Here is an 18,413-nt window from a genome sequence, read left to right as displayed (position 1 = left end):
GGAGGCTCCTGAGCGCGAACACGTGGATGAACCGCGTCATACAAAAGGACGTCAAGCAAAACTTATAGTTGAAAGTGATACCAAATTCTTACTCGTCATAACACCCCCTTATCGCTAGTTAGTAACGAATATCCGCAATGCAACTTACTTGAACTTTGCTCACCTCCCCCCTCACTCCACCAGCGCCACCACCCGCGCCGGCGCCGCGCTCGCCCCCACCAATTTCAACGGAAAAACGCAAACCTTAAACCCGTTCGCGGGCAGCGCGCCGAGGTTCACGAGCTGCTCCATGTGCCAGTAGGGGCGCTGCTGGCCCACTCTATGCCCTTCCCAGAAGAGGTCGTCGCGGTTCTCTTTCCTGGAGGTGGCGATCTGGTAATGGAAGGGAAGGTCCCAGCCCCACTGGTCGATGCCGCAGACCGTCACGCCCTTGTCCAGGAGCCAGTTGGTCGCCTCGGCGCCCATGCCGGTGCCGCGCTTCCAGTACTCTTTCGTTCCGATGAATTCGTCGCGGCCGGTGCGGATGAGGACGATCGTGCCGGGGCCGATTTCGCCGCCGTTCTTATCCAGCGCCGCGTCAAGGTCGGCGGGCAGGATCATCTCGCCGTCCTTCTTGTGGGTCATGTCGAGGACGATGCCGGGGCCGATGCATTGATCCAGCGGGATCGCCTCGATGGTCTGCGCGGGCTTGCCGGCGCTCGTTGCGCCATAGTGCCAGGGCGCGTCGATATGCGTGGTGCTGTGCACGCCCATCCTGGTGATCGTATCGTCCGCCCAGCCGACGAAATCCTTCGGCATCAGCTTGAACGGCAGGCCGAGGATGCGCACCAGCAGCCGGCCGACGCGATGCGGCTTGTGCTTGATTTTCACGCGCATGAAGGACGGGTCCGCCGGGTTGAACTTGATCGGCTTCGAAAGGTCGACAACCTTCATGCGGGCGCTCCTGCGATGGTGTTGGTGAGGGTTCCGATGCGGTCGATCGTCAGCGTCAGCGCATCGCCCGGCTGCAGCCAGTGGCCGTTTTCCATGCCGCTGCCGCCCGGCAGCGTGCCCGAGCCGATAAACTCGCCGGGGTGGAGCTGTTCGCCCTTCGCGGCGATGGCGAAGCACTCACTGAGCGAATAGCGCGCCCCGGCCGAGCTGCAGCTGGCGACGGGCCTCTCGTTGATCGCGACCGTGCCGGAGAGCTGATCGATATGCGGCAGCACCTCGTCGGCGGTGACGACGGTCGTCGCGATGGCGTTGATGAAATGCTTGGCCTTTTGCGGCCCGAAGCCGGAGCCCATCTCGGCCCCCTGCACGTCGCGGGCGCTGACATCGTTGAGGACGACGAAGCCGCCGATCGCCGCTTCCGCCTCCTTGGGGCTCGCGTCCTTCAGCGGCTGGGCGAGCACCGCGCCGATCTCCAGCTCGTAGTCCAGCGCCTTGGTATAGGCGGGCCAGGCGATCTCGTCGCCGTCGGTGAGGAAGTTCATGTGGTTGCCGAAATAGTAGATCGGCTGCTTGTACCAGAGCGGCTTGGGGCGGAACTTCCTGAACGGCTTGCCGGTGATCTTTTCAACAAGGCTCGCCGTGCGGTAGGCGCCGGGCATGAAGCGCTTCACATAGCCGCGCGTCGCGTTGATGACGTGTTCCTCGTAGAGCATGAAATCGCGGAACGAGGCCGGCTGGAAGGGCAGGGTCACGTGGCCGTCCTCGCGCGCCGGGCGGCCGTGGCTCTCGATCTCGGCGGCGAGCGCCGCCCAGCCCTTTTCGCCGAGCTGCAGCGCGGCGATCATGTCGGACGCCGGATCGCCCGTCACCTCCGAGGCCTCGGCGATGGTGGCGAGCCGCATGATGTCGGCAAGGCGCACCCAGTGCCCGTTGTTCTCGGCCTCGATCCTCGGCCCGTCGGCCGTGCGGACCCGTCTCAGTTTCATGGCGATGCGCCTCCCGGTCTTTTCGCCAAGATGCTTACCAGCGATCGTGTCGAACGCAAGGCCGGGTTGTGAATTGCGCCCGGGTGATCGGGCCCGTCGCCTCTTTCATCGCGCCGGCGGGCGTGCCATGGTGCGGCCCGTCCGGCGCGCCCGGGCCGCTTCATTCAAAACGGGATAGACCATGACCGACGGCCGCAACCGCAAACCCTCCGTTCAGACCCGCACGGCGCAGGCGCTGCACTATGTGGAGGAGGAGACCGGCGCCGTGATCCCGGCCATCCAGCCGACGGCGACCTATGCGCGCGACCACAATTATTCGACCCGCAAGCCCTACTGGTACCGGCGCGACGGCAGCCAGACGACGCAGCAGGCTGAAAGCATCCTCGCCGAGCTGGAGGGCGCCGGCGACACGCTCTTGTTTTCCTCCGGCATGTCGGCCTGCACGGCGGTCATCGAAAGCCTGGCTCCGGGCGCCCATGTGGTGGCGCCCGAGGTCATGTATCACGGCGTGCGCCAGCAGCTCCTCGGCTACGAGGCAAAGGGCCGGTTGACGCTCAGTCCCTATACGGCCGGCAATCTCGAGGAGCTTGCCGCCGCCGTGCGGCCGGGCGAGACGGCGCTCGTCTGGGTGGAAACGCCGAACAATCCCAACTGGGAGGTCACCGACATCGCCGCCGCGGCAAAGATCGCCCGCGATGCCGGCGCGCGGCTGATCACCGACTGCACGGCGACCCCGCCCTCGATGACTCGCGCGCTGGATTTCGGCGCCGACATCTCCTTCCATTCGGCCACCAAGTTCCTGAACGGCCATTCGGACGTCACCGCCGGCGCCTTGTCGGTGCGCGAGGCCGATGCGGGTTTCGAACAGATCGCCGAGATCCGCAAGCTGCAGGGCACGGTGCTGCAGTCCTTCGATGCCTGGCTTTTGATCCGCGGCATGCGCACGCTCTTCCTGCGGGTTGAAAGGGCATCAAAAAACGCAGCTGCCATTGCCCGGCATTTCGACGGCCACGAACATCTGGACGCGGTGCTTTATCCGGGCCTTCCCTCCCATCCCGGGCACGAGGTCGCCAGCCGCCAGACGGGCGGCCAGATCGGCGCCATGCTGTCGCTCATCGTCAAGGGCAGCGAGCAGACGGCGATCGACGTCGCCCGGTTCTGCGAGGTGTTTTATCCGGCAACGTCGCTCGGCGGTGTCGAAAGTCTGATCGAACACCGCAAGACGGTCTCGGGCGAGGGCTTTCCGGTGCATGAAAGGCTGCTGCGGCTTTCCATCGGCATCGAGGATGCGGACGACCTGATCCACGATCTCGAACAGGCGCTCGCCCGCGCCGCGCGCTGAATGCGGGGCTGCCCGCGTTCCCCGCTGCTGAACCGATTCTCAGCTATCAGAAGAAGCGTTCGGCGCCGCCCGACGCCTCGACCGTGCAGCCGGTGACGAATCCATTGCGGTCGGAGGCAAGAAAGGCGGCGATAGCCGCGATTTCCTCCGGCCTGCCAAAGCGCCCGACAGGTGTGTCCTCAGCGCCGAGCCGGGCGATCAGTTCTTCATCGGAAAGACCGGCAAGGTCGGGCCGTGTCTGGCGCGCTTTCGGTATCATGTTGTCCTCCCAGTTCTCGGTCCGCACGGCTCCGATTGCGACCGCATTGACCAGGATATTGCGGTTGGCAACTTCCCGCGCCAGGCCGCGTGTCAGATTGTTGATGGCGGCGCTGAGAACATGCGAGATCAGAAGCTTCGGGTTTGGAAATATGCCGCCGATTGACGACATGTTGACGATGCGCCCCCAGCCGCGTTCCGTCATGACCGGAATGGCGGCACGGTTCAGGCGGATCATGGCATGGAGCTTGATATCCTCCATCTTGCGCCATTCCTCGTCGCCATTGTCCAAGAGGCCACCCGGATGTGCCCGGCCGGCATTGTTGACCACAATATCGGCTCCGCCGAATTTCTCCGAAGCCGCACGCACCAATTGATCGCCGGCATCCGCCTGTGTCACATCGAGCGGCACGCCTATCACACGGCCGCCTTGCTGCTGGATCGAACCAACTGCCTGAGAAAGGCGTTCCTCACCGCGCGCTGTCAGCACAAGCTTGACGCCCGCCGCGGCCAGTTCACGGGCGACAGCCAGGCCGATGCCGGCGCTGGCGCCGGTGACAATGGCAACCTTGTCATTGATCAAGAGGTCCATGGGCAAATTCCTTTTGTCGCGAAGTCAGGCCTCGGTGCCCGGTGTGGAACGCCAACGCTGCGATACCCGGATCGCCAGATCCTCGGCGTCGCGCGGCAGGGTGATTTCGAACTGGAAGCGGTCGGTGCTGTAGTAATATCGGATCAGCTCAAGGACGTTGCCGCTGTCGGAGTAGGTGGTGCGGTCGAGAACCAGACAGGTCGAGCCGTCTTCCATTTCCAGGATATCCGCCGTCGGCTGGTCGAGAACCGCGGCGTGGATGACGTGCCGGGCCTCCTTGATCCGGATGTTCATTTCGTTTTCGAAAACCGAATAGGTCGTCTCGGTCAGGTGGTCGCGCCGCGGCAGTACCTCACCGACACCGGTCATCGCCAGGGGAAGGTAAAGTTCGACCAGGGCAATCGGCATCCCCTCGTGGAGATAGACGCGGCGCAACAGCGTGACCGGCTGGGGACCGGTCCCGAGCGCATCGGCGACGAAGGCCGGAGCATCGACCTGCTCCAGCCCCAAGACCTGCACTTCCGGTTCCAGCCCGTGTGCGCGCATCGCCTCGACGATGGTCCTGGCGCCCCGGTTGAGCTGTTGGCTTATCTGCGGTCCCTTGACGAAAGTTCCCAGCCCTTGACGCCGGTATACCAAACCGCGCTCTTCGAGATTCGACAGCGCCTGGCGAACCGTGACGCGGCTGACATCGTACTCCCGCACCAGGGCATTCTCGCTCGGAAACTTTCCCTCGCCCAGCTCGCCCGACTCTATGCGGGACATGAGTATTTCCGTCAGTTGTGCATGCAGGGGCACGCTTGAATTGCGGCTAAACCGGGCCGACCCGTTGGACATGTAGAATTCTTCTCCTTGGTCTGCGCAACACATACAAACGTTCTGAACGGCCATCAACGGCGAAGAAGGTTCGGATCCCTCTCCGCCGACGACGATTTGCCTATTCTGCTGCATCCAGTTTTGCGGCCGCTCTTGCGAGACTGCCGCGGCCGACGGCCGAAACTTTTTCCTCCTCCTCGCTGGGGCCACGGTTCCAGCGTTCGGGGATAGCATCCCAGTCACTGTAGACAGTGAACGGATTGTCCGTCAGGCCATGGGGCGGAACACCGGTATATCCGCGATGTTTGAGCTGGTAGAGATAGTTGTTTGACGCACGGTCATCGCGCGCCGCTTCGGCAAGCATTGGATAAAGATCGACTTTTGTCATGCCTTCAGTGTCGCCCATTTCACATATGATGTTGCCGTCGAAATCGACGGCCATGGAGCGACCGAAATAGGAATAGGAATTGTCCTGTCCCGTGTGGTTGACCGCGACGACATAAGCCTGGTTCTCAAATGCTCTCGCCTGGTTGGTGATGTTCCAGATATGGTCCCATGGATACATATATTTTGACGGCCGCAAGATGACGTTCGCGCCTTTCCAGGCTGCTTCCCTCGAGACTTCCGGATAATCGAAATCCGAACACAGGGTGATCGCGATCACCGATCCTTTCGGTCCTTCGCAAACCTCCATCGTTTCACCAGGTGTCCAGGGTTCTTTCGGGCACCAGGGCATCATCTTGCGATATTTCAACGCTACTCGGCCTTCGGAATCGATGATGACCATGGCGTTGTACGCCTTCTTGTTTGGGTCCTCCGCCCTTTCAACGATGGAAACGCAAAGCCAGACGCCCTTTTCGCGGGCGATCTTGCCGAAGGCCTCGGTTTCAGGGCCCGGGATGGTGGTGGCCAGCTGCAGATGCGTCCCGTAAGGGTCGAAACCGAAACCATGTGTCGAGTATTCTGGAAAAACGATCAGATCGACACCCGGGAATCCCGAACAGGCTCGGTCGACGTAGTCGGAGATGGTTTGAATGTTGCGCTTCACCCCTTCTGCGTCATTGGCCGAATCCGGTGAAAACTGCACCATGACAACACTCATGGCATGCGGGGTTGGATTAATGGCTGGCATCGTGATTCCCTCTTGCAAACTTGTCACATATTGACAGATACAAGTTAAGACATGTAACAATGCTTGTCTAGACCCAAACTGATTGGAGGAAGTCAAAGTGTCAGAACCCGTCATGGTTTTTGCCTCGTTCAGGCCCAAAAAAGGTACGGAAAAAACCGTCGAACAGATACTGAGGGGCATGGTCCGGCCAACACGCGACGAGCCGGGCAACCTGGTTTATGATCTCTACGAACAGACAAATGTGGGTCACGTCGCGTTCCACCTATTTGAGAAATACGTTGACGGCCCGGCATTGGAAGCGCATCGGGAATCCGATCACTACAAGCAATATCGGGCAACGATACTCAAGCACCTGGACGAGCCGATCAGCGTGTGCGTCCTGAGCGCCGTCGACGTGGTTTAGGAGCGCAAAAACAAGACGCCGACCTCTCAATCAAGAAAGAGGCGCGCGGCACATGTGGTTCAACAATGCCTGGGAGGAAATGGCATGAAATCATTCAACAGCACACTCGCCGCCGGTCTGGTGGCGACCATTGTAACAGCTCAGCCCGCGCTGGCTGAAGATACGATCAAATTCGGCGTCCTTGCCCCGCTGACCGGGCTCTATGCAATCGTCGGTGAACGCACCTCGCAGGGCGTAAACCTCGCCGTCGATCAGATCAATGAGCAGGGCGGCATTCTGGGGCACAAGCTGGAAGCGGTCATCCGCGATGATGAAACCAATCCGGACACGGCTGTGCGAGTGGCGCGCCGGCTGGTGCTGCAGGACGATGTATTCGCCCTATTCGGCCCGTTGCACGGTGGTGCGGCGATCGCCGTTCTGAATGAGGCGCAACGGCTCAAGACGCCGCATATCCCTTGGGCGGCAACAGAAGAAATCAACACGGTCAACTGCAGCCGCTACACATGGCGCGTCGGATCAAGCGCGCAACAAACGTCGCGTTCCGGCGCCGTTGTCGCGCAACGGGAAGGTTTGAAGAAATGGGCGACCATATCGTCCGATTTTTCCTACGGGCGCTCGGTGGTCAATCAGTTCACCGACAATCTGAAAAGGCTGATGCCGGATGCAGAGGTTGCCGAGCAGGCATGGCCGAAACTTGGTGAGGAAGACTATTCGCCTTACATCAGCAACATCGCCCGCGCCGACCCGGACGCGCTCTACATCGGCCTGTTCGGTGCCGATGTCGTCAAGTTTCTGAAACAGGCCAAGGCCTTCGGGCTCAATGAGCAGGTTACGATTTTCACCGATTTCGGCGGCAACCATGTGGTCCTGAAAGCGCTTGGTGACGATGCCCCGTTCGGCCATTGGGCCAGTTCGCGCTATCTGCATAACTACCCGGACACACAAATGAACCGTGATTTCGTCCAGGCTTTTAAGGCTACCTACGACGTCTATCCCGACATGGCGGCCGGCGAAGCCTATGCGGCTGTGCATGTGATGGCTGAGGCGATCCGGCGCGCCGGCGAGCCGGATAAGGACCTCGCCATCAATGCGCTCGGCGGACTTGCCTATAACGCCCCGGAAGGCTGGATTATCATGCGCCCCAGCGACCACCAGGGATTGCAGTCCGCTTTTTGGGGAAAGGTGAGTCACGACGATGCCTATCCGTTCCCGGTATTGAGCGACATTCAGGTGATTTCGCCGATCCAGGCGGCGCACCCGGATGAGGATTCCGGCCAGGGTTGCCGCAACTGATCAGTTAGCGTGGAGCACACTGCAATGGATATTGCCTTTGTCGCAGCCCAGTTCCTGAACGGCCTGGCAATCGCCATGATCCTGATACTGATTGCATCGGGGCTGACTCTGTTGCTCGGTGTTCTCGGCATCCTCAACTTCGCCCATGGCGGCTTCTACATGCTTGGAGCCTTCATGATGTTCTCCCTCGGCCAGTGGGGGCTGGGCGGGATGTGGTTTTGGGTCGGCCTGATCACAATTCCCCTTGCGCTCGCGCTGGTTGCCGCGGTGGTGGAGATATGCCTGTTGCGGCCCCTCTACCACCGCGAACGTCTTTACACGCTGCTTTTGACCTTCGGCCTGGCGATGGTCTTTGATGATCTCGCACTGTTGATATGGGGTCGGGATTTCAAGACCGTACCGGTGCCGGAACTGTTGAGCGGGGCCGTGTCCATCGGCAATTACGGCTTTCCGCTGCATTTCATTTTCATCATCGTCGTCGGGCCGGTCGTCTGCGCGCTGCTGTGGTATCTTCTCTACCGCACTCCCTTCGGCAAATTGATCCGTGCCGCCTCGACCGACACCGAAATGCTCGGCGCGCTCGGCGTCAATGTCAATCTGGTCTTCACCGGCGTCTTTGCCTTGAGCGCAGCGCTTGCAGGGCTTGCCGGCCTTCTCGTCGCGCCAATTCGCAGCATCGTGCCGGGTATGGGGCTGGAGATTTTCATCGAGTCTTTCATCGTCGTCGTCATCGGCGGCATGGGCAGCCTGGGCGGCGCCATAATCGGCGCGCTGCTGATCGGCCAGATAAAGGCATTCGGCATTCTGGCACTGCCCAACTTCGCGATGATCTTTATCTATCTCGTCCTTCTCGCGGTTCTGATCGTCAAACCAAGGGGGCTATTCGGTGAAAAAACTGTCTGACGCTGCCGTGTCGTACGGGTCGCGCCCGATCGCCACCAGCCTGGTCAACGGCAAGACACTGACCCTGGCGGGCTTCGCGGCGGCAATCGCATATCCGCTGCTTGACGGCAATCTCTACAATCTGCAGCTATTTACGGAAATCATCATCATTTCGCTGCTAGCGCTCAGCCTCAACATACTGATCGGCTATACCGGCCTCGTGTCGCTCGGCCATGCCGCCTTTCTGGGAATTGGCGCCTATGCGAGCACACTTGCAATGCAGCATGTTTACCCCTCGATCTGGGCTGGTCTGACTGCCAGCGTGCTATCGGCAGGCATCGTCGCACTGGCGATCGGCGTATTCTGCATTCGCCTTTCGGGTCTTTACTTCGCCATGATTACGCTGGCCTTTTCCCAAGCGTTCTACACCATCGCGTTCTATTGGGACAGCGTGACAGGCGGCGACGATGGACTGATCGGCATTCCGCGCCCCGACATCAGCCTGTTCGGTCTTACCGAGATCAGCATAGACGGTTTCGTCGGCTACTACTATTTCACGCTTGTGATCGTGGCACTCGCCGCCTACCTGATGTGGCGCATCCTCAATTCGCCATTCGGCGCGATTTTGAAGGCGATCCGCGAAAATCCAGAGCGCGTGGAATTTCTCGGCCTGCCGGTCTACCGCTACAAGCTCGCCGCCTTCATCATTTCCGCCGCCTTTGGCGGCCTCGCCGGTGGCTTGTTTGCACCGTTCCAGGGCTTCATTTCGCCGGAACTCCTTTACTGGACGAAGTCGGGCGAAACGGTGTTGATGACGATCCTCGGCGGCATCCATTCCTTCTTGGGACCGGCGGTCGGGGCCACCGTTCTGATTTTCCTGCGCGACACGGTGCTGAACTACACGGAGTATTGGAAAATCATTGTCGGTAGCATCCTGATCCTGTGCGTCCTGTTCGCACCCGGCGGCATTGTCGGGTTCATTACCGCCCGCCTCAGCGAAATCTTCAAGGGGGCGAGTAAATGACCATCCTGGAAACACGCAAGCTCAGCCGACGGTTCGGCGCACTCAACGCCGTCAGCGATGTGAGTCTGTCGCTTGAAGCCGGCGAGGTACGCGCCATTATTGGGCCCAACGGCGCCGGCAAGACGACACTGTTCAATCTTATCACCGGCAAACTGGCGCCGACTGGCGGCAAGGTCATATTTGAAGGCGCGGACGTAACGGGTGTGCCCGCCCATGCCCTCGTGAGACGGGGTATCGGGCGGTCGTTCCAGATCACCAATATATTCCCGCGCCTTTCGGTGTTCGAAAACATCTTGGTCGGCGTGCTTGCCGGCAGAGGCAAAACCACGAATTTGTTTGCGTCACTGCTCTCCTTTGAAACGGAGGCCGCCGAGGCGCGTGAAATTCTCGACCGTGTCGAACTTGGCGCCAAAGCAGGTCTGCCGGTGAGCGCGCTGAGCCATGGTGAGCGCCGAAACCTGGAGTTGGGGCTGACCCTGGCGCTCAATCCGCGTCTGATCCTTCTCGACGAACCGACGGCCGGAATGTCGGTCGAGGAAACCGCAAGCACCGTGGCGTTGATCCGCCGCGTGGCGCAGAGCGCGACCGTGCTGTTCACCGAACACGACATGGGCATTGTCTTTTCAATTGCCGATAATATCAGCGTCCTGCACCAGGGCAGCATCATCGCCGAGGGAACCCCTGAGGAAATCAAGGGAAATAGAACCGTGCAGGTTGCCTATCTGGGCGAGGAAGCGTGATGCTGAACGTCGAAAAACTTAATACCTATTATGGTCAAAGCCATATCCTGTTTGATGTTGCGCTGACAGTCGGCCAAGGCGAGGTTGTCAGCCTCCTTGGCCGCAACGGCGCTGGCAAGACGACCAGTCTGCGCTCCATAATGGGCCTGACGCCGCCGCGCAGCGGCACCGTCTCATTCGAGGGCAAGCCGCTCCAGGGAGAAAAGCCAAACAACATTTGCCGCAAGGGCATCGCATTCGTGCCGGAGGATCGTCGGATATTCTCGCGCCTCACGGTTCACGAGAACCTGGAGATCGGCGCCATCCGGGAGCGCCGCAACGGTCCCTGGTCAATCAAGCGCGTTTATGAACTGTTTCCCCGCCTCAACGAGCGGCGTCACAATCTCGGTCATCAACTGAGCGGCGGTGAACAGCAGATGCTGACCATCGGCCGGGCGCTTATGGGCAATCCTTCGCTGATCCTTTTGGACGAGCCATCCGAAGGGCTGGCCCCGGTGATTGTCACGACCGTCGGCGATGTAATCCGGACCGTCCGCGACGAGGGGATATCCATTCTTCTGGTGGAGCAGAATTCGAGCTTTGCCTGCAGGCTTTCCGATCGGGCCTATCTGATCGACGACGGCCGGATCAGATTCCATGGCACGATCGACGAATTGGAACAGAACTCCGAATTGAAACAGAAATATCTCGCAGTTTAGACGGCCGCGGCGACCGCATTTCAGTATTACTCTCATTTGTATTGGACAAGTACAGTGGTCTTAAAGAGCATTAATCCAACCGACGGCACGGAGCTTGCCGCATTTGAGGAACTTACGCCCGATGCCATCGAGAAGGCGCTTTGTTCCGCTGAAATTGCCTCCATGGGCTGGAAGCGGTCCACCTTCGAAGAACGGCGGGCGGTGTTACACATGATAGCCGGCATTCTGGACAGGGATCAAAAGGCTCTTGCGAACCTGATGACCCTGGAGATGGGGAAACCCATCAATCAGGCCGTCGCGGAGGTTCAAAAATGCGCGCTGGCGTGCCGCTACTTTGCCGACGCCGGAGAAGCGCTGCTGTCGGATGACATTGTCGCGTCGCCTCCGGCTGCCCGCATCCGGTACCTGCCGCTTGGCACTATTTTGGCTATCATGCCCTGGAACTTCCCGCTGTGGCAGGTGTTCAGGTGCCTTGCGCCGGCGATAATGGCGGGAAATACCATGCTGTTGAAACATGCCTCCAATGTGCCGCAATGCGCGCGGGCGATTGAGGCAGTCACGCAGCAGGCCGGCCTTCAGCCTGGCGTGTTTCAGAATCTTGCAATCGGATCCGCCAGGATCGCAAACATTATACGCGACAAACGAATTGCCGCCGTCACGCTGACCGGCAGCGAAGCGGCAGGGGCGGCGGTTGCCCGGACTGCCGGAGGCGCATTGAAAAAATGCGTTCTTGAACTCGGCGGCAACGATCCGTTCATCGTGCTGCCAAGCGCCGATCTCGAAAAGGCTATCGCAACCGGCGTTGCGGCCCGGATCACCAACAATGGCCAGTCCTGTGTATGCGCGAAGCGCTTCATCGTGCATCGGGATGTTTATGACAAGTTTGAAGCCGGGTTTGTGGCCGCAATGGAAGCACTCACCGTGGGCGATCCAATGCAAGGTTCGACCGAACTTGGCCCGCTGGCCACCGCCCAAGGTCTTGAAACACTACGCCTCCAGATTGAACAATCCAAAAGCGCCGGCGCGCGGCTACTGACGGGTGGCCGTCCGAGCGGTGGTGACGGGTATTTCTATTCGGCAACGGTTCTTTCAGACATTCCACGAGACGCTGCTTCAAACGACGTGGAGATGTTCGGTCCGGCAGCCGCGCTGTTCAGAGCAGACAGTTTCGAACACGCGATGAAGCTCGCCAATGACACACCCTACGGGCTGGGCAGCAGTGTTTGGACGAACGATCCGGTGGAGCAACAACGCTGTGCCGATGAAATCGAATCCGGCCAGACATTTATAAACGCAATGGTCGCATCGGACCCGCGTCTGCCTTTTGGCGGAATAAAACTATCCGGTTACGGTCGGGAGCTGGGCGTACACGGCGCGCGCGAATTCACCAATATCAAAACAATCGTGACTGCCGCCGGATCCTAACCCGGTTCGATGACCGCGATCGTTTCCGACTGATCCTGCGGCACCGGCAGTCAAACGAGTTCGAGGTTGCCGCCACCGTAACCCCATCCGCTAAAGGGCGCTTGCCCGCGCCGTGCGCTGACGGCTGGTCACGGAAGAAGGATCTTCGCGTCCGGCCACGGGTCGAAATCGCCGTCGCGCACCTTGCCGCCCATGAAGTCGGAAAATTCGCCGCCGCTGATGCGGTTGCCGGTCACCTGGGCAAGCTCGGAGAATTCCCGCGCATAGGAAGCCGCGTCCCCGCCGGTGCCGGCGGCGATCTCGCCGGCAATGCGCGGCATGAACTCGCGGGTCACATAGCCTTCGACCTGCGTCCAGTCAGCAAGGCCCCCGATCGTGCGCGGCAGCAGCCCCTCCAGATAAGCGAGCCTCTGCGTGAGCTTGCGGTGCAGATATTGGTTGCGCTGGGCGATCAGCGCCTCGGCCGTTTCCGGCGCATGCTTGAGCATCAGCTCGAAGTCTTTCGCCTTCATGATGTCTCCGCCGCTGGGCACAGGCGCATCCGCCCCCTTCGTCACCAGGCCGAAATTGGCGGCTTCCGGCGCGTCTATACCGCTGTCGAACAGGTGGAAGCTTTCCTCGTCGTTGAGGATCCGCGCGATACCGTCCAGCTCCCAGGCGATCTGGCGCAAATAAAGCGCCGCATTGCGCGTCGCGCGGATCTGGTTGGTGTAGAAGGTCTCGGCATTGAGGGCCGGCGCCTTCAGCCAGCTCTCATGCGCCGCGTCGGCGGCGATCTCGCGAAAGCCCTCCAGCCGCTCCTCCATGCAGGCCGCCTGCCTGTCGAGCGTGTCGGCGATATAGCTGTGATAGGGCCCGAAGGCGGCGCGCAGCTTTTCGATATAGTCCGGCGTGATGCCGTCGGGTGTCTCCGGCAGGCTCTCCTCGATATCGAGCGTGCGCAGACCTGTGTCGAGCATCAGCCCGCAGGGACCGGCCCCCACCGGGTCGAGGTTCTCCATGACGATCGAGACTTCGATCGGCCCGGTCATGCCGTGGAATTCGAGCGTGCCGTCCGTCAGCACCATGCGCGCCCGCGCCTGCTTGCCGGAGAAATGCAGCGCGCCGGGCAGGGAAACCTCCCGCATGCGCACCGTGTCGCCGTGGAAGGAAAGCGGCGACGGCATCGCGACCGCGCGGCTCACCGGGCGCGGGCCGGAAAAGGCGAGGCGTTCGCCGAGGGAAATCGGCCGCGTGCCGTCCCGGTCGGCGTGGAAGGTAAGCCGGCGCGACAGCGTCACGCGCCGTCCGGCGGGCATCAGCCCGTGCAGTTCGAGAGCCTCGTTAAAATCGATGCGCCGCGTGACGGGCGGCGTGCCGCTGAAGCTGAGGGCGCCGAGGTCCAGCCCGCGCGGCGCGCGCGCTTCGCCCTGGAACGCCAGGGCGTCCGTGAGCGTCAGGCGCCGCACCGCATGCGGCTTGCCGGAAAAGGCGAGGGCCTCTTCGAGTGCGATCGTGCGGGTGCGCAGGGGCTGCCCGGGAAAGGCCAGCGTCTCGGCAAGTTCGATGCGGCGCACGGCGTACGGCTTGCCGCTGAAGGAGAGGCTTTCTGCAAGCGCCACAACGCGTTGCGCGCTTTCCTTGCCGGAAAAGGCGAGCGCGTCCGCAAGGTCCAGCGTGCGCGTTCCGGTGGGCTTGCCGTGGTGTTCCAGCGTCGCGGTGAGTTCCACCGTGCGCGTGCCGTCGCCCAGGCCATGGAAGGCGAGCGTTTCGCCCCACTCGATCGTACGGCTTTGCGGCTGGTGCCCGGTGAAGGCGAGTCTTTCGCCGAGTTCAACGGTGCCGGTCGCGGGCCGTTCGCCGCCGAAGGAGAGTTGAGCTGCCACGGTGACATCCCGCGTCGTTACCGTCGTGCCGTTGAAGGCGAGCCGCTGCTGCAGGGTGACCGGCACGGGTTCCCCGTTTCCGTCGATCTGGTAGTTTAGGCCGAGCCAGCCGACCGGCTGGTCCGCGTCGTCCTCGGCGCTGACGATGGTGATCGCGCCGGGCGCCACCGAGGCGGTGAAGGCGCCGCTCATCATCCGGCCGGTGCCGGAGGGCGCGAAGAGCGCCCGCCAGGTGCCGCTGATCGAGCGGCAGCCCTCGCCCATACGTCCGAAGAGCAGGTAGTGCGGGCCGGGCCCCAGCCGCTCGACGCCCGGAAGATAGGTGTGCTCGGCCTGGAACGGATCGCCCGCCTGCGGCGTCTCGCCGGAGCTCAGGAAGGTCCAGTCGGCCTCGACGCTGCCGTCGGAGGTCGTGTAGAGACCGGAAAGGTCGCCAAGGCCCGCGCAGGTGTCTTCCTCCTGCGCCGCCGCGGGTGCGGCGAATGTCAGCGCAAGGACAAGAACGGCAAGCGCGTGCCGGCGTTTCATTCCGATGTTGCGGCGGTCGTATCAGTGGCCTCGCCCGCCGCCGGCTCGTTCAACTTGTGGCGGATGAGGCCGAGCGCCTCGCTGTCCTTTTCCGTGCAGGCGGCGCGCAGCCATTCGACCTCGTGGCGGCAGGCGCTGCGGTCTCGGCCGAAGGCCGTCGTCGGCCCGTAAAGCTCGGAATCGATACGCTCGACACCGCGGTCCGTCTGCACGTTAAAGGACATCTCGCAGACGATTTCCGTCGTATCGTCCGGGTCCCAGTAGTCGCGCACGGAAAGCGCCATCTCGACAATGCCGTCGAAATCGTCGGTGCCGAGATCGCCCGAAGAAGCGCGCGCCGGCGTCGCCTGGTCGCCGCCATAGGTGTAATCGGGCGAAAAGGCCTCGCAATGCACGTAGGAACCGGTGATGTCCTTGTGCAGATTGTCAAATTTCACCGGCACCTTGATGATGAAATCGGGCTGCTCGTCCGAGGAGGCGTCCTGCGCCAGCGCGCCGGTGCCGAACGCGCCCAGGCAGACGACAGACAATACAGTCAGGAAACGAAATCGCATTAAAGCACTCCTCGGTCTTCGCAAAATGGGCCGGGTTATCGACCGCGATCCGTCTGACTTTTGCCGCCCGTTCGACATGAAACTCAACGCGCTCGCCCCGGGTGGACAATCCTGCCCGCAAAAACTGTAGCGGGCCGCCAAATGCGCTGTCAATTGAAGCGGCGGCCGGCGTGACGTTTCAGTTAATTCCTGAACGGGCCCTAACAATTGTTCGACAAACATACCGGACTGCACCAGACTGCGCCCTGCCGTTTGTCACAGTGCAGGAGCATCATGCCGTCTATTCCCATCAAACCAGACCGCCTGCTGGGCGATCTTCAGCATTTGCGTTCCTTCGGCGCCAGGGAAACCGGCGTCGTGCGGCCGGCCTATTCAAAAGCCGATATCGCCGCCAGGCAATGGCTTGCCGGGCGCATGGCGGAAGCCGGGCTGGAGCCGGTCTTCGATCCCGTCGGTAATCTTTTCGGCCTGCCGGCTGCGGACACGCCCTGCATGCTCTCGGGCTCCCACAGCGACAGCCAGCCGGAAGGCGGCTGGCTTGACGGCGCCTACGGGGTGATCGCCGCGCTTGAGGTATCGCGGGCTTCCGCCGAGGCCGGCGGGCCGCCGGTTGCCGTCGTTTCCTTCCAGGACGAGGAGGGCCGCTTCGGCGCGCTGACCGGCAGCCGCGTCTGGAGCGGGGCGCTGCCGCTCGACGAGGCCGACCGGCTGACCGACCTTGAGGGCCGGACCTTCGCCGAGGCCAGGGCGGCGATGGCCGGTCTTTGCGCGGCCGATTTCGTGCGGCCCGACCGGTTCACCGGCTTCATCGAAACGCATATCGAACAGGGGCCGGTGCTGGACGAAGCCGGGGAATCGATCGGCGTCGTCGACGTCATTGTCGGCATCCGCAGCCTGCAGATCCGCTTCACCGGCCACCAGAACCACGCCGGAACGACGCCCATGGCGGCGCGCCGCGACGCCTTCCAGGGCCTCGTCGCCTTTGCCGACGCGATCAACCGGGCTTTCGCGGAGATCGTCACGCCCGCGACCGTCTGGACCATCGGCCACGTCGCGCTGCAGCCCAACGCGTCCTCCATCGTGCCCGGGCAGGCCGACTTCACGGTCCAGTGGCGCGATGGCGACAAGGATCGGCTCGACCGCATGGAGGAAATCGTCCGCGGAACCGCCGAGCGGGTCTGCGCCGAACGTACCCTGCACCTCGATCTGTCGAACCATGTCGCCGTGCCGCCGACCGGGATGGACGACGGCCTGCGCGCCCGACTGGAGAGCGCTGCGGCGGAAACGGCGCCGGACAACTGGCGGGTCATGCCCTCCGGCGCACTGCACGATGCCGCCAATGTCGCCCGGCTGATGCCCGCGGCGATGCTGTTCGTGCCGTCGATCGGCGGCATCAGCCACAATTTTTCGGAGGACACGGACACCGACGATCTGATCCGCGGCGCCGAGGTGCTGGCACTGGCGATCGCCGTGTGAATCGAACGCCTTAGTACCGTGTCGCCCGGGCCCGTGTGCGCCGCCCGGCCGGCGTCCGATCGGCCAGTGCCGAAAAATTTTTGCCCGCCCGCAGGAATAATCCCGGCGGCACGCACGTCCTTTACCCAATGCGACATTCGATCGCAGAGGAGGAGATACGCATGACCGATCGTACGGACGGGCCGAGGGGCCTTTATGATTTCTTTGAACAGGATCCCGAGGGGGCCGACGCCGCATTTTTCGGCAGGAAGACGAACTCAGACAGGCGCGGTTTCCTGAAAGGTGCGGGCCTTGCGACCATGGGCGCGATGATCGGGACGGCAATCCCGTTCCACCGCAACATGCCGGCCGGCTTCATCCCGGCGGCCTTCGCGAACGAGGACGTGCTGACCGGCAAGGACGGGCTGACGCTTCTTAACGACCGGCCGATCAATGCCGAGACGCCGCCGCACCTGCTTGACGATCCGATCACGCCGACGGCGCGCCACTTCATCCGCAACAACGGCCATCCGCCGGAGGACGTCGATGCGGACACCTGGACACTGACCGTCGACGGGCTGGTCGACAACCCGATGACCCTGACGATTGCTGAACTTGGCGAGAAGTTCGAGAACCACACCATGGCGCTGACCATCGAATGCGGCGGCAACGGCCGTGCCGCTTTCGATCCGCCCGCCAAGGGCAACCAGTGGACGCTGGGCGCAGTCGGCTGCTCCGACTGGACGGGCGTGCGGCTGAAGGACGTCTTGAACGCCGCCGGCGTCAAGGACAATGTCGTCTACACCGCCCATGTGGGCGCCGACAGCCACCTGTCCGGCAACCCGGACAAGCTGCCGATTTCGCGCGGCATGACGATCGAAAAGGCGATGACCGACAATGTGCTTATCGCCTGGGCGCAGAACGGCGCCCCGATCCATCCGAACAACGGCGCGCCGCTGCGGCTGGTGGTGCCCGGCTGGCCGGGCTCCGTCTCGCACAAGTGGCTGAAGCGCATTTACCTGCGCGACATCGTCCATGACGGTCCGAAAATGACCGGCACCTCCTACCGCGTCCCCAACCGGCCGGTGGCCCCCGGCGAGAAGGTCGAGAAGGAAGACTTCGAGATCATCGAACGCATGCCGGTGAAATCGCTCATTACCGCACCGCAGACCGGCACGGCCTCCGGGATGAAGGCCGAGATACGCGGCCATGCCTGGTCGGGCGACCGCAAGGTCACGCGGCTCGACGTCTCCATTGATTTCGGCGCGAGCTGGCAGCAGGCCGATCTCGACGATCCGGTCAATGAAGGCGCCTGGCAGAACTGGCGCACGACGGTGGCCTTCCCGCAGGCCGGCTACTACGAGGTCTGGGCGCGCGCGACGGACGATTCCGGCGAGCAGCAGCCCTTCGCGCTGGCCTGGAACCCGAAGGGTTATCTCAACAACACGATGCACCGCATTGCGCTGACCGTGAGCTGACCGATTTTT

At 62.2% G+C, this 18,413-nt stretch carries 17 protein-coding genes; 10 read left to right on the top strand and 7 right to left on the bottom strand.

Annotated features, from left to right (window positions below; translation table 11 throughout):
- Window positions 1-171 precede the first annotated feature (171 nt).
- Together E4M07_RS16190 and E4M07_RS16185 are read right to left on the bottom strand one after the other, a co-directional pair.
- The gene (locus tag E4M07_RS16190) at window positions 172-933 is read right to left on the bottom strand and encodes a cyclase family protein (RefSeq protein WP_136659416.1); all 762 of its coding nucleotides are present in this window, start codon (window positions 931-933) and stop codon (window positions 172-174) included.
- On the bottom strand, window positions 930-1,919 hold the full coding sequence (locus E4M07_RS16185) for a fumarylacetoacetate hydrolase family protein (protein WP_136659415.1): 990 nt from the start codon (window positions 1,917-1,919) through the stop codon (window positions 930-932). The genes E4M07_RS16190 and E4M07_RS16185 overlap by 4 nt, the downstream gene beginning before the upstream one ends.
- A gap of 181 nt (window positions 1,920-2,100) precedes the next feature.
- On the opposite strand from E4M07_RS16185, the gene E4M07_RS16180 reads away from it, so the two are divergent.
- A complete protein-coding gene (locus tag E4M07_RS16180) occupies window positions 2,101-3,261 on the top strand; it encodes a PLP-dependent transferase (RefSeq protein ID WP_136659414.1) in 1,161 nt (386 codons plus the stop codon).
- A 46-nt stretch (window positions 3,262-3,307) separates the two neighbouring features.
- Here the strand turns inward: E4M07_RS16180 and E4M07_RS16175 are convergent, their stop codons facing one another.
- The 3 genes from E4M07_RS16175 to E4M07_RS16165 all read right to left on the bottom strand — a co-directional run bounded on the left by E4M07_RS16175 (window position 3,308) and on the right by E4M07_RS16165 (window position 6,173).
- Window positions 3,308-4,111 carry an SDR family oxidoreductase gene (locus E4M07_RS16175; RefSeq protein WP_136659413.1) on the bottom strand — a complete coding sequence of 268 codons (804 nt, stop codon included), beginning with the start codon at window positions 4,109-4,111 and terminating at the stop codon, window positions 3,308-3,310.
- 24 nt (window positions 4,112-4,135) lie between these two features.
- Window positions 4,136-4,948, bottom strand: a complete 813-nt coding sequence (locus tag E4M07_RS16170) for a GntR family transcriptional regulator (protein WP_281404987.1) — start codon at window positions 4,946-4,948, stop codon at window positions 4,136-4,138.
- Between the two features lie 100 nt (window positions 4,949-5,048).
- Window positions 5,049-6,173, bottom strand: a complete 1,125-nt coding sequence (locus E4M07_RS16165; protein ID WP_169054248.1) for a nitrilase-related carbon-nitrogen hydrolase — start codon at window positions 6,171-6,173, stop codon at window positions 5,049-5,051.
- Here E4M07_RS16165 and E4M07_RS16160 point away from each other — a divergent pair.
- The 7 genes from E4M07_RS16160 (at window position 6,157) to E4M07_RS16130 (ending at window position 12,524) form a co-directional block, all read left to right on the top strand.
- Window positions 6,157-6,462 (top strand): putative quinol monooxygenase, encoded by a 306-nt coding sequence (locus tag E4M07_RS16160; RefSeq protein ID WP_206057289.1) that lies wholly within the window; start codon window positions 6,157-6,159, stop codon window positions 6,460-6,462. The two genes, E4M07_RS16165 and E4M07_RS16160, sit on opposite strands and share 17 nt — an antisense overlap.
- Window positions 6,463-6,546: 84 nt before the next feature.
- The gene (locus E4M07_RS16155) at window positions 6,547-7,755 is read left to right on the top strand and encodes an ABC transporter substrate-binding protein (RefSeq protein ID WP_136659409.1); all 1,209 of its coding nucleotides are present in this window, start codon (window positions 6,547-6,549) and stop codon (window positions 7,753-7,755) included.
- A gap of 24 nt (window positions 7,756-7,779) precedes the next feature.
- Window positions 7,780-8,658, top strand: coding sequence for a branched-chain amino acid ABC transporter permease (locus E4M07_RS16150; RefSeq protein WP_136659408.1), 879 nt, complete (start codon window positions 7,780-7,782; stop codon window positions 8,656-8,658).
- Complete coding sequence (locus E4M07_RS16145; protein ID WP_136659407.1) at window positions 8,642-9,661, top strand: branched-chain amino acid ABC transporter permease; 1,020 nt, start codon at window positions 8,642-8,644, stop codon at window positions 9,659-9,661. Before E4M07_RS16150 ends, E4M07_RS16145 begins: the two co-directional genes overlap by 17 nt.
- A complete protein-coding gene (locus E4M07_RS16140; protein ID WP_136659406.1) occupies window positions 9,658-10,401 on the top strand; it encodes an ABC transporter ATP-binding protein in 744 nt (247 codons plus the stop codon). Before E4M07_RS16145 ends, E4M07_RS16140 begins: the two co-directional genes overlap by 4 nt.
- On the top strand, window positions 10,398-11,099 hold the full coding sequence (locus tag E4M07_RS16135) for an ABC transporter ATP-binding protein (protein ID WP_206057288.1): 702 nt from the start codon (window positions 10,398-10,400) through the stop codon (window positions 11,097-11,099). The genes E4M07_RS16140 and E4M07_RS16135 overlap by 4 nt, the downstream gene beginning before the upstream one ends.
- Window positions 11,100-11,153: 54 nt before the next feature.
- On the top strand, window positions 11,154-12,524 hold the full coding sequence (locus E4M07_RS16130) for an NAD-dependent succinate-semialdehyde dehydrogenase (RefSeq protein WP_136659404.1): 1,371 nt from the start codon (window positions 11,154-11,156) through the stop codon (window positions 12,522-12,524).
- Window positions 12,525-12,652: 128 nt separating this feature from the next.
- Here the strand turns inward: E4M07_RS16130 and E4M07_RS16125 are convergent, their stop codons facing one another.
- Together E4M07_RS16125 and E4M07_RS16120 are read right to left on the bottom strand one after the other, a co-directional pair.
- Window positions 12,653-14,917 (bottom strand): hypothetical protein, encoded by a 2,265-nt coding sequence (locus tag E4M07_RS16125; RefSeq protein ID WP_136659403.1) that lies wholly within the window; start codon window positions 14,915-14,917, stop codon window positions 12,653-12,655.
- Entirely contained in the window at window positions 14,914-15,471 is a 558-nt protein-coding gene (locus tag E4M07_RS16120; protein ID WP_136659402.1) for a hypothetical protein, read from the bottom strand. Before E4M07_RS16120 ends, E4M07_RS16125 begins: the two co-directional genes overlap by 4 nt.
- 273 nt (window positions 15,472-15,744) lie before the next feature.
- Between E4M07_RS16120 and E4M07_RS16115 the strand changes: the two genes are divergently transcribed.
- The gene (locus tag E4M07_RS16115) at window positions 15,745-16,947 is read left to right on the top strand and encodes a hydantoinase/carbamoylase family amidase (RefSeq protein WP_136659401.1); all 1,203 of its coding nucleotides are present in this window, start codon (window positions 15,745-15,747) and stop codon (window positions 16,945-16,947) included.
- Window positions 16,948-17,108: 161 nt separating this feature from the next.
- Entirely contained in the window at window positions 17,109-18,404 is a 1,296-nt protein-coding gene (locus E4M07_RS16110; RefSeq protein ID WP_136659400.1) for a sulfite oxidase, read from the top strand.
- Window positions 18,405-18,413: the final 9 nt, after the last annotated feature.

Source organism: Nitratireductor sp. XY-223, from assembly GCF_004959855.1.
Classification (GTDB): domain Bacteria; phylum Pseudomonadota; class Alphaproteobacteria; order Rhizobiales; family Rhizobiaceae; genus Hoeflea_A.
The sequence above is the reverse complement of the archived record's forward strand: the minus strand, read 5'-3'. Positions and strand labels throughout refer to the sequence as shown.

Coding starts and splice junctions, on each gene's coding strand:
- E4M07_RS16190 (WP_136659416.1), bottom strand. CDS start 933: ATGAAGGTTGTCGACCTTTCGAAGCCGATCAAGTTCAACCCGGCGGAC.
- E4M07_RS16185 (WP_136659415.1), bottom strand. CDS start 1,919: ATGAAACTGAGACGGGTCCGCACGGCCGACGGGCCGAGGATCGAGGCC.
- E4M07_RS16180 (WP_136659414.1), top strand. CDS start 2,101: ATGACCGACGGCCGCAACCGCAAACCCTCCGTTCAGACCCGCACGGCG.
- E4M07_RS16175 (WP_136659413.1), bottom strand. CDS start 4,111: ATGGACCTCTTGATCAATGACAAGGTTGCCATTGTCACCGGCGCCAGC.
- E4M07_RS16170 (WP_281404987.1), bottom strand. CDS start 4,948: ATGTCCAACGGGTCGGCCCGGTTTAGCCGCAATTCAAGCGTGCCCCTG.
- E4M07_RS16165 (WP_169054248.1), bottom strand. CDS start 6,173: ATGACGGGTTCTGACACTTTGACTTCCTCCAATCAGTTTGGGTCTAGA.
- E4M07_RS16155 (WP_136659409.1), top strand. CDS start 6,547: ATGAAATCATTCAACAGCACACTCGCCGCCGGTCTGGTGGCGACCATT.
- E4M07_RS16150 (WP_136659408.1), top strand. CDS start 7,780: ATGGATATTGCCTTTGTCGCAGCCCAGTTCCTGAACGGCCTGGCAATC.
- E4M07_RS16140 (WP_136659406.1), top strand. CDS start 9,658: ATGACCATCCTGGAAACACGCAAGCTCAGCCGACGGTTCGGCGCACTC.
- E4M07_RS16125 (WP_136659403.1), bottom strand. CDS start 14,917: ATGAAACGCCGGCACGCGCTTGCCGTTCTTGTCCTTGCGCTGACATTC.
- E4M07_RS16120 (WP_136659402.1), bottom strand. CDS start 15,471: ATGCGATTTCGTTTCCTGACTGTATTGTCTGTCGTCTGCCTGGGCGCG.
- E4M07_RS16115 (WP_136659401.1), top strand. CDS start 15,745: ATGCCGTCTATTCCCATCAAACCAGACCGCCTGCTGGGCGATCTTCAG.
- E4M07_RS16110 (WP_136659400.1), top strand. CDS start 17,109: ATGACCGATCGTACGGACGGGCCGAGGGGCCTTTATGATTTCTTTGAA.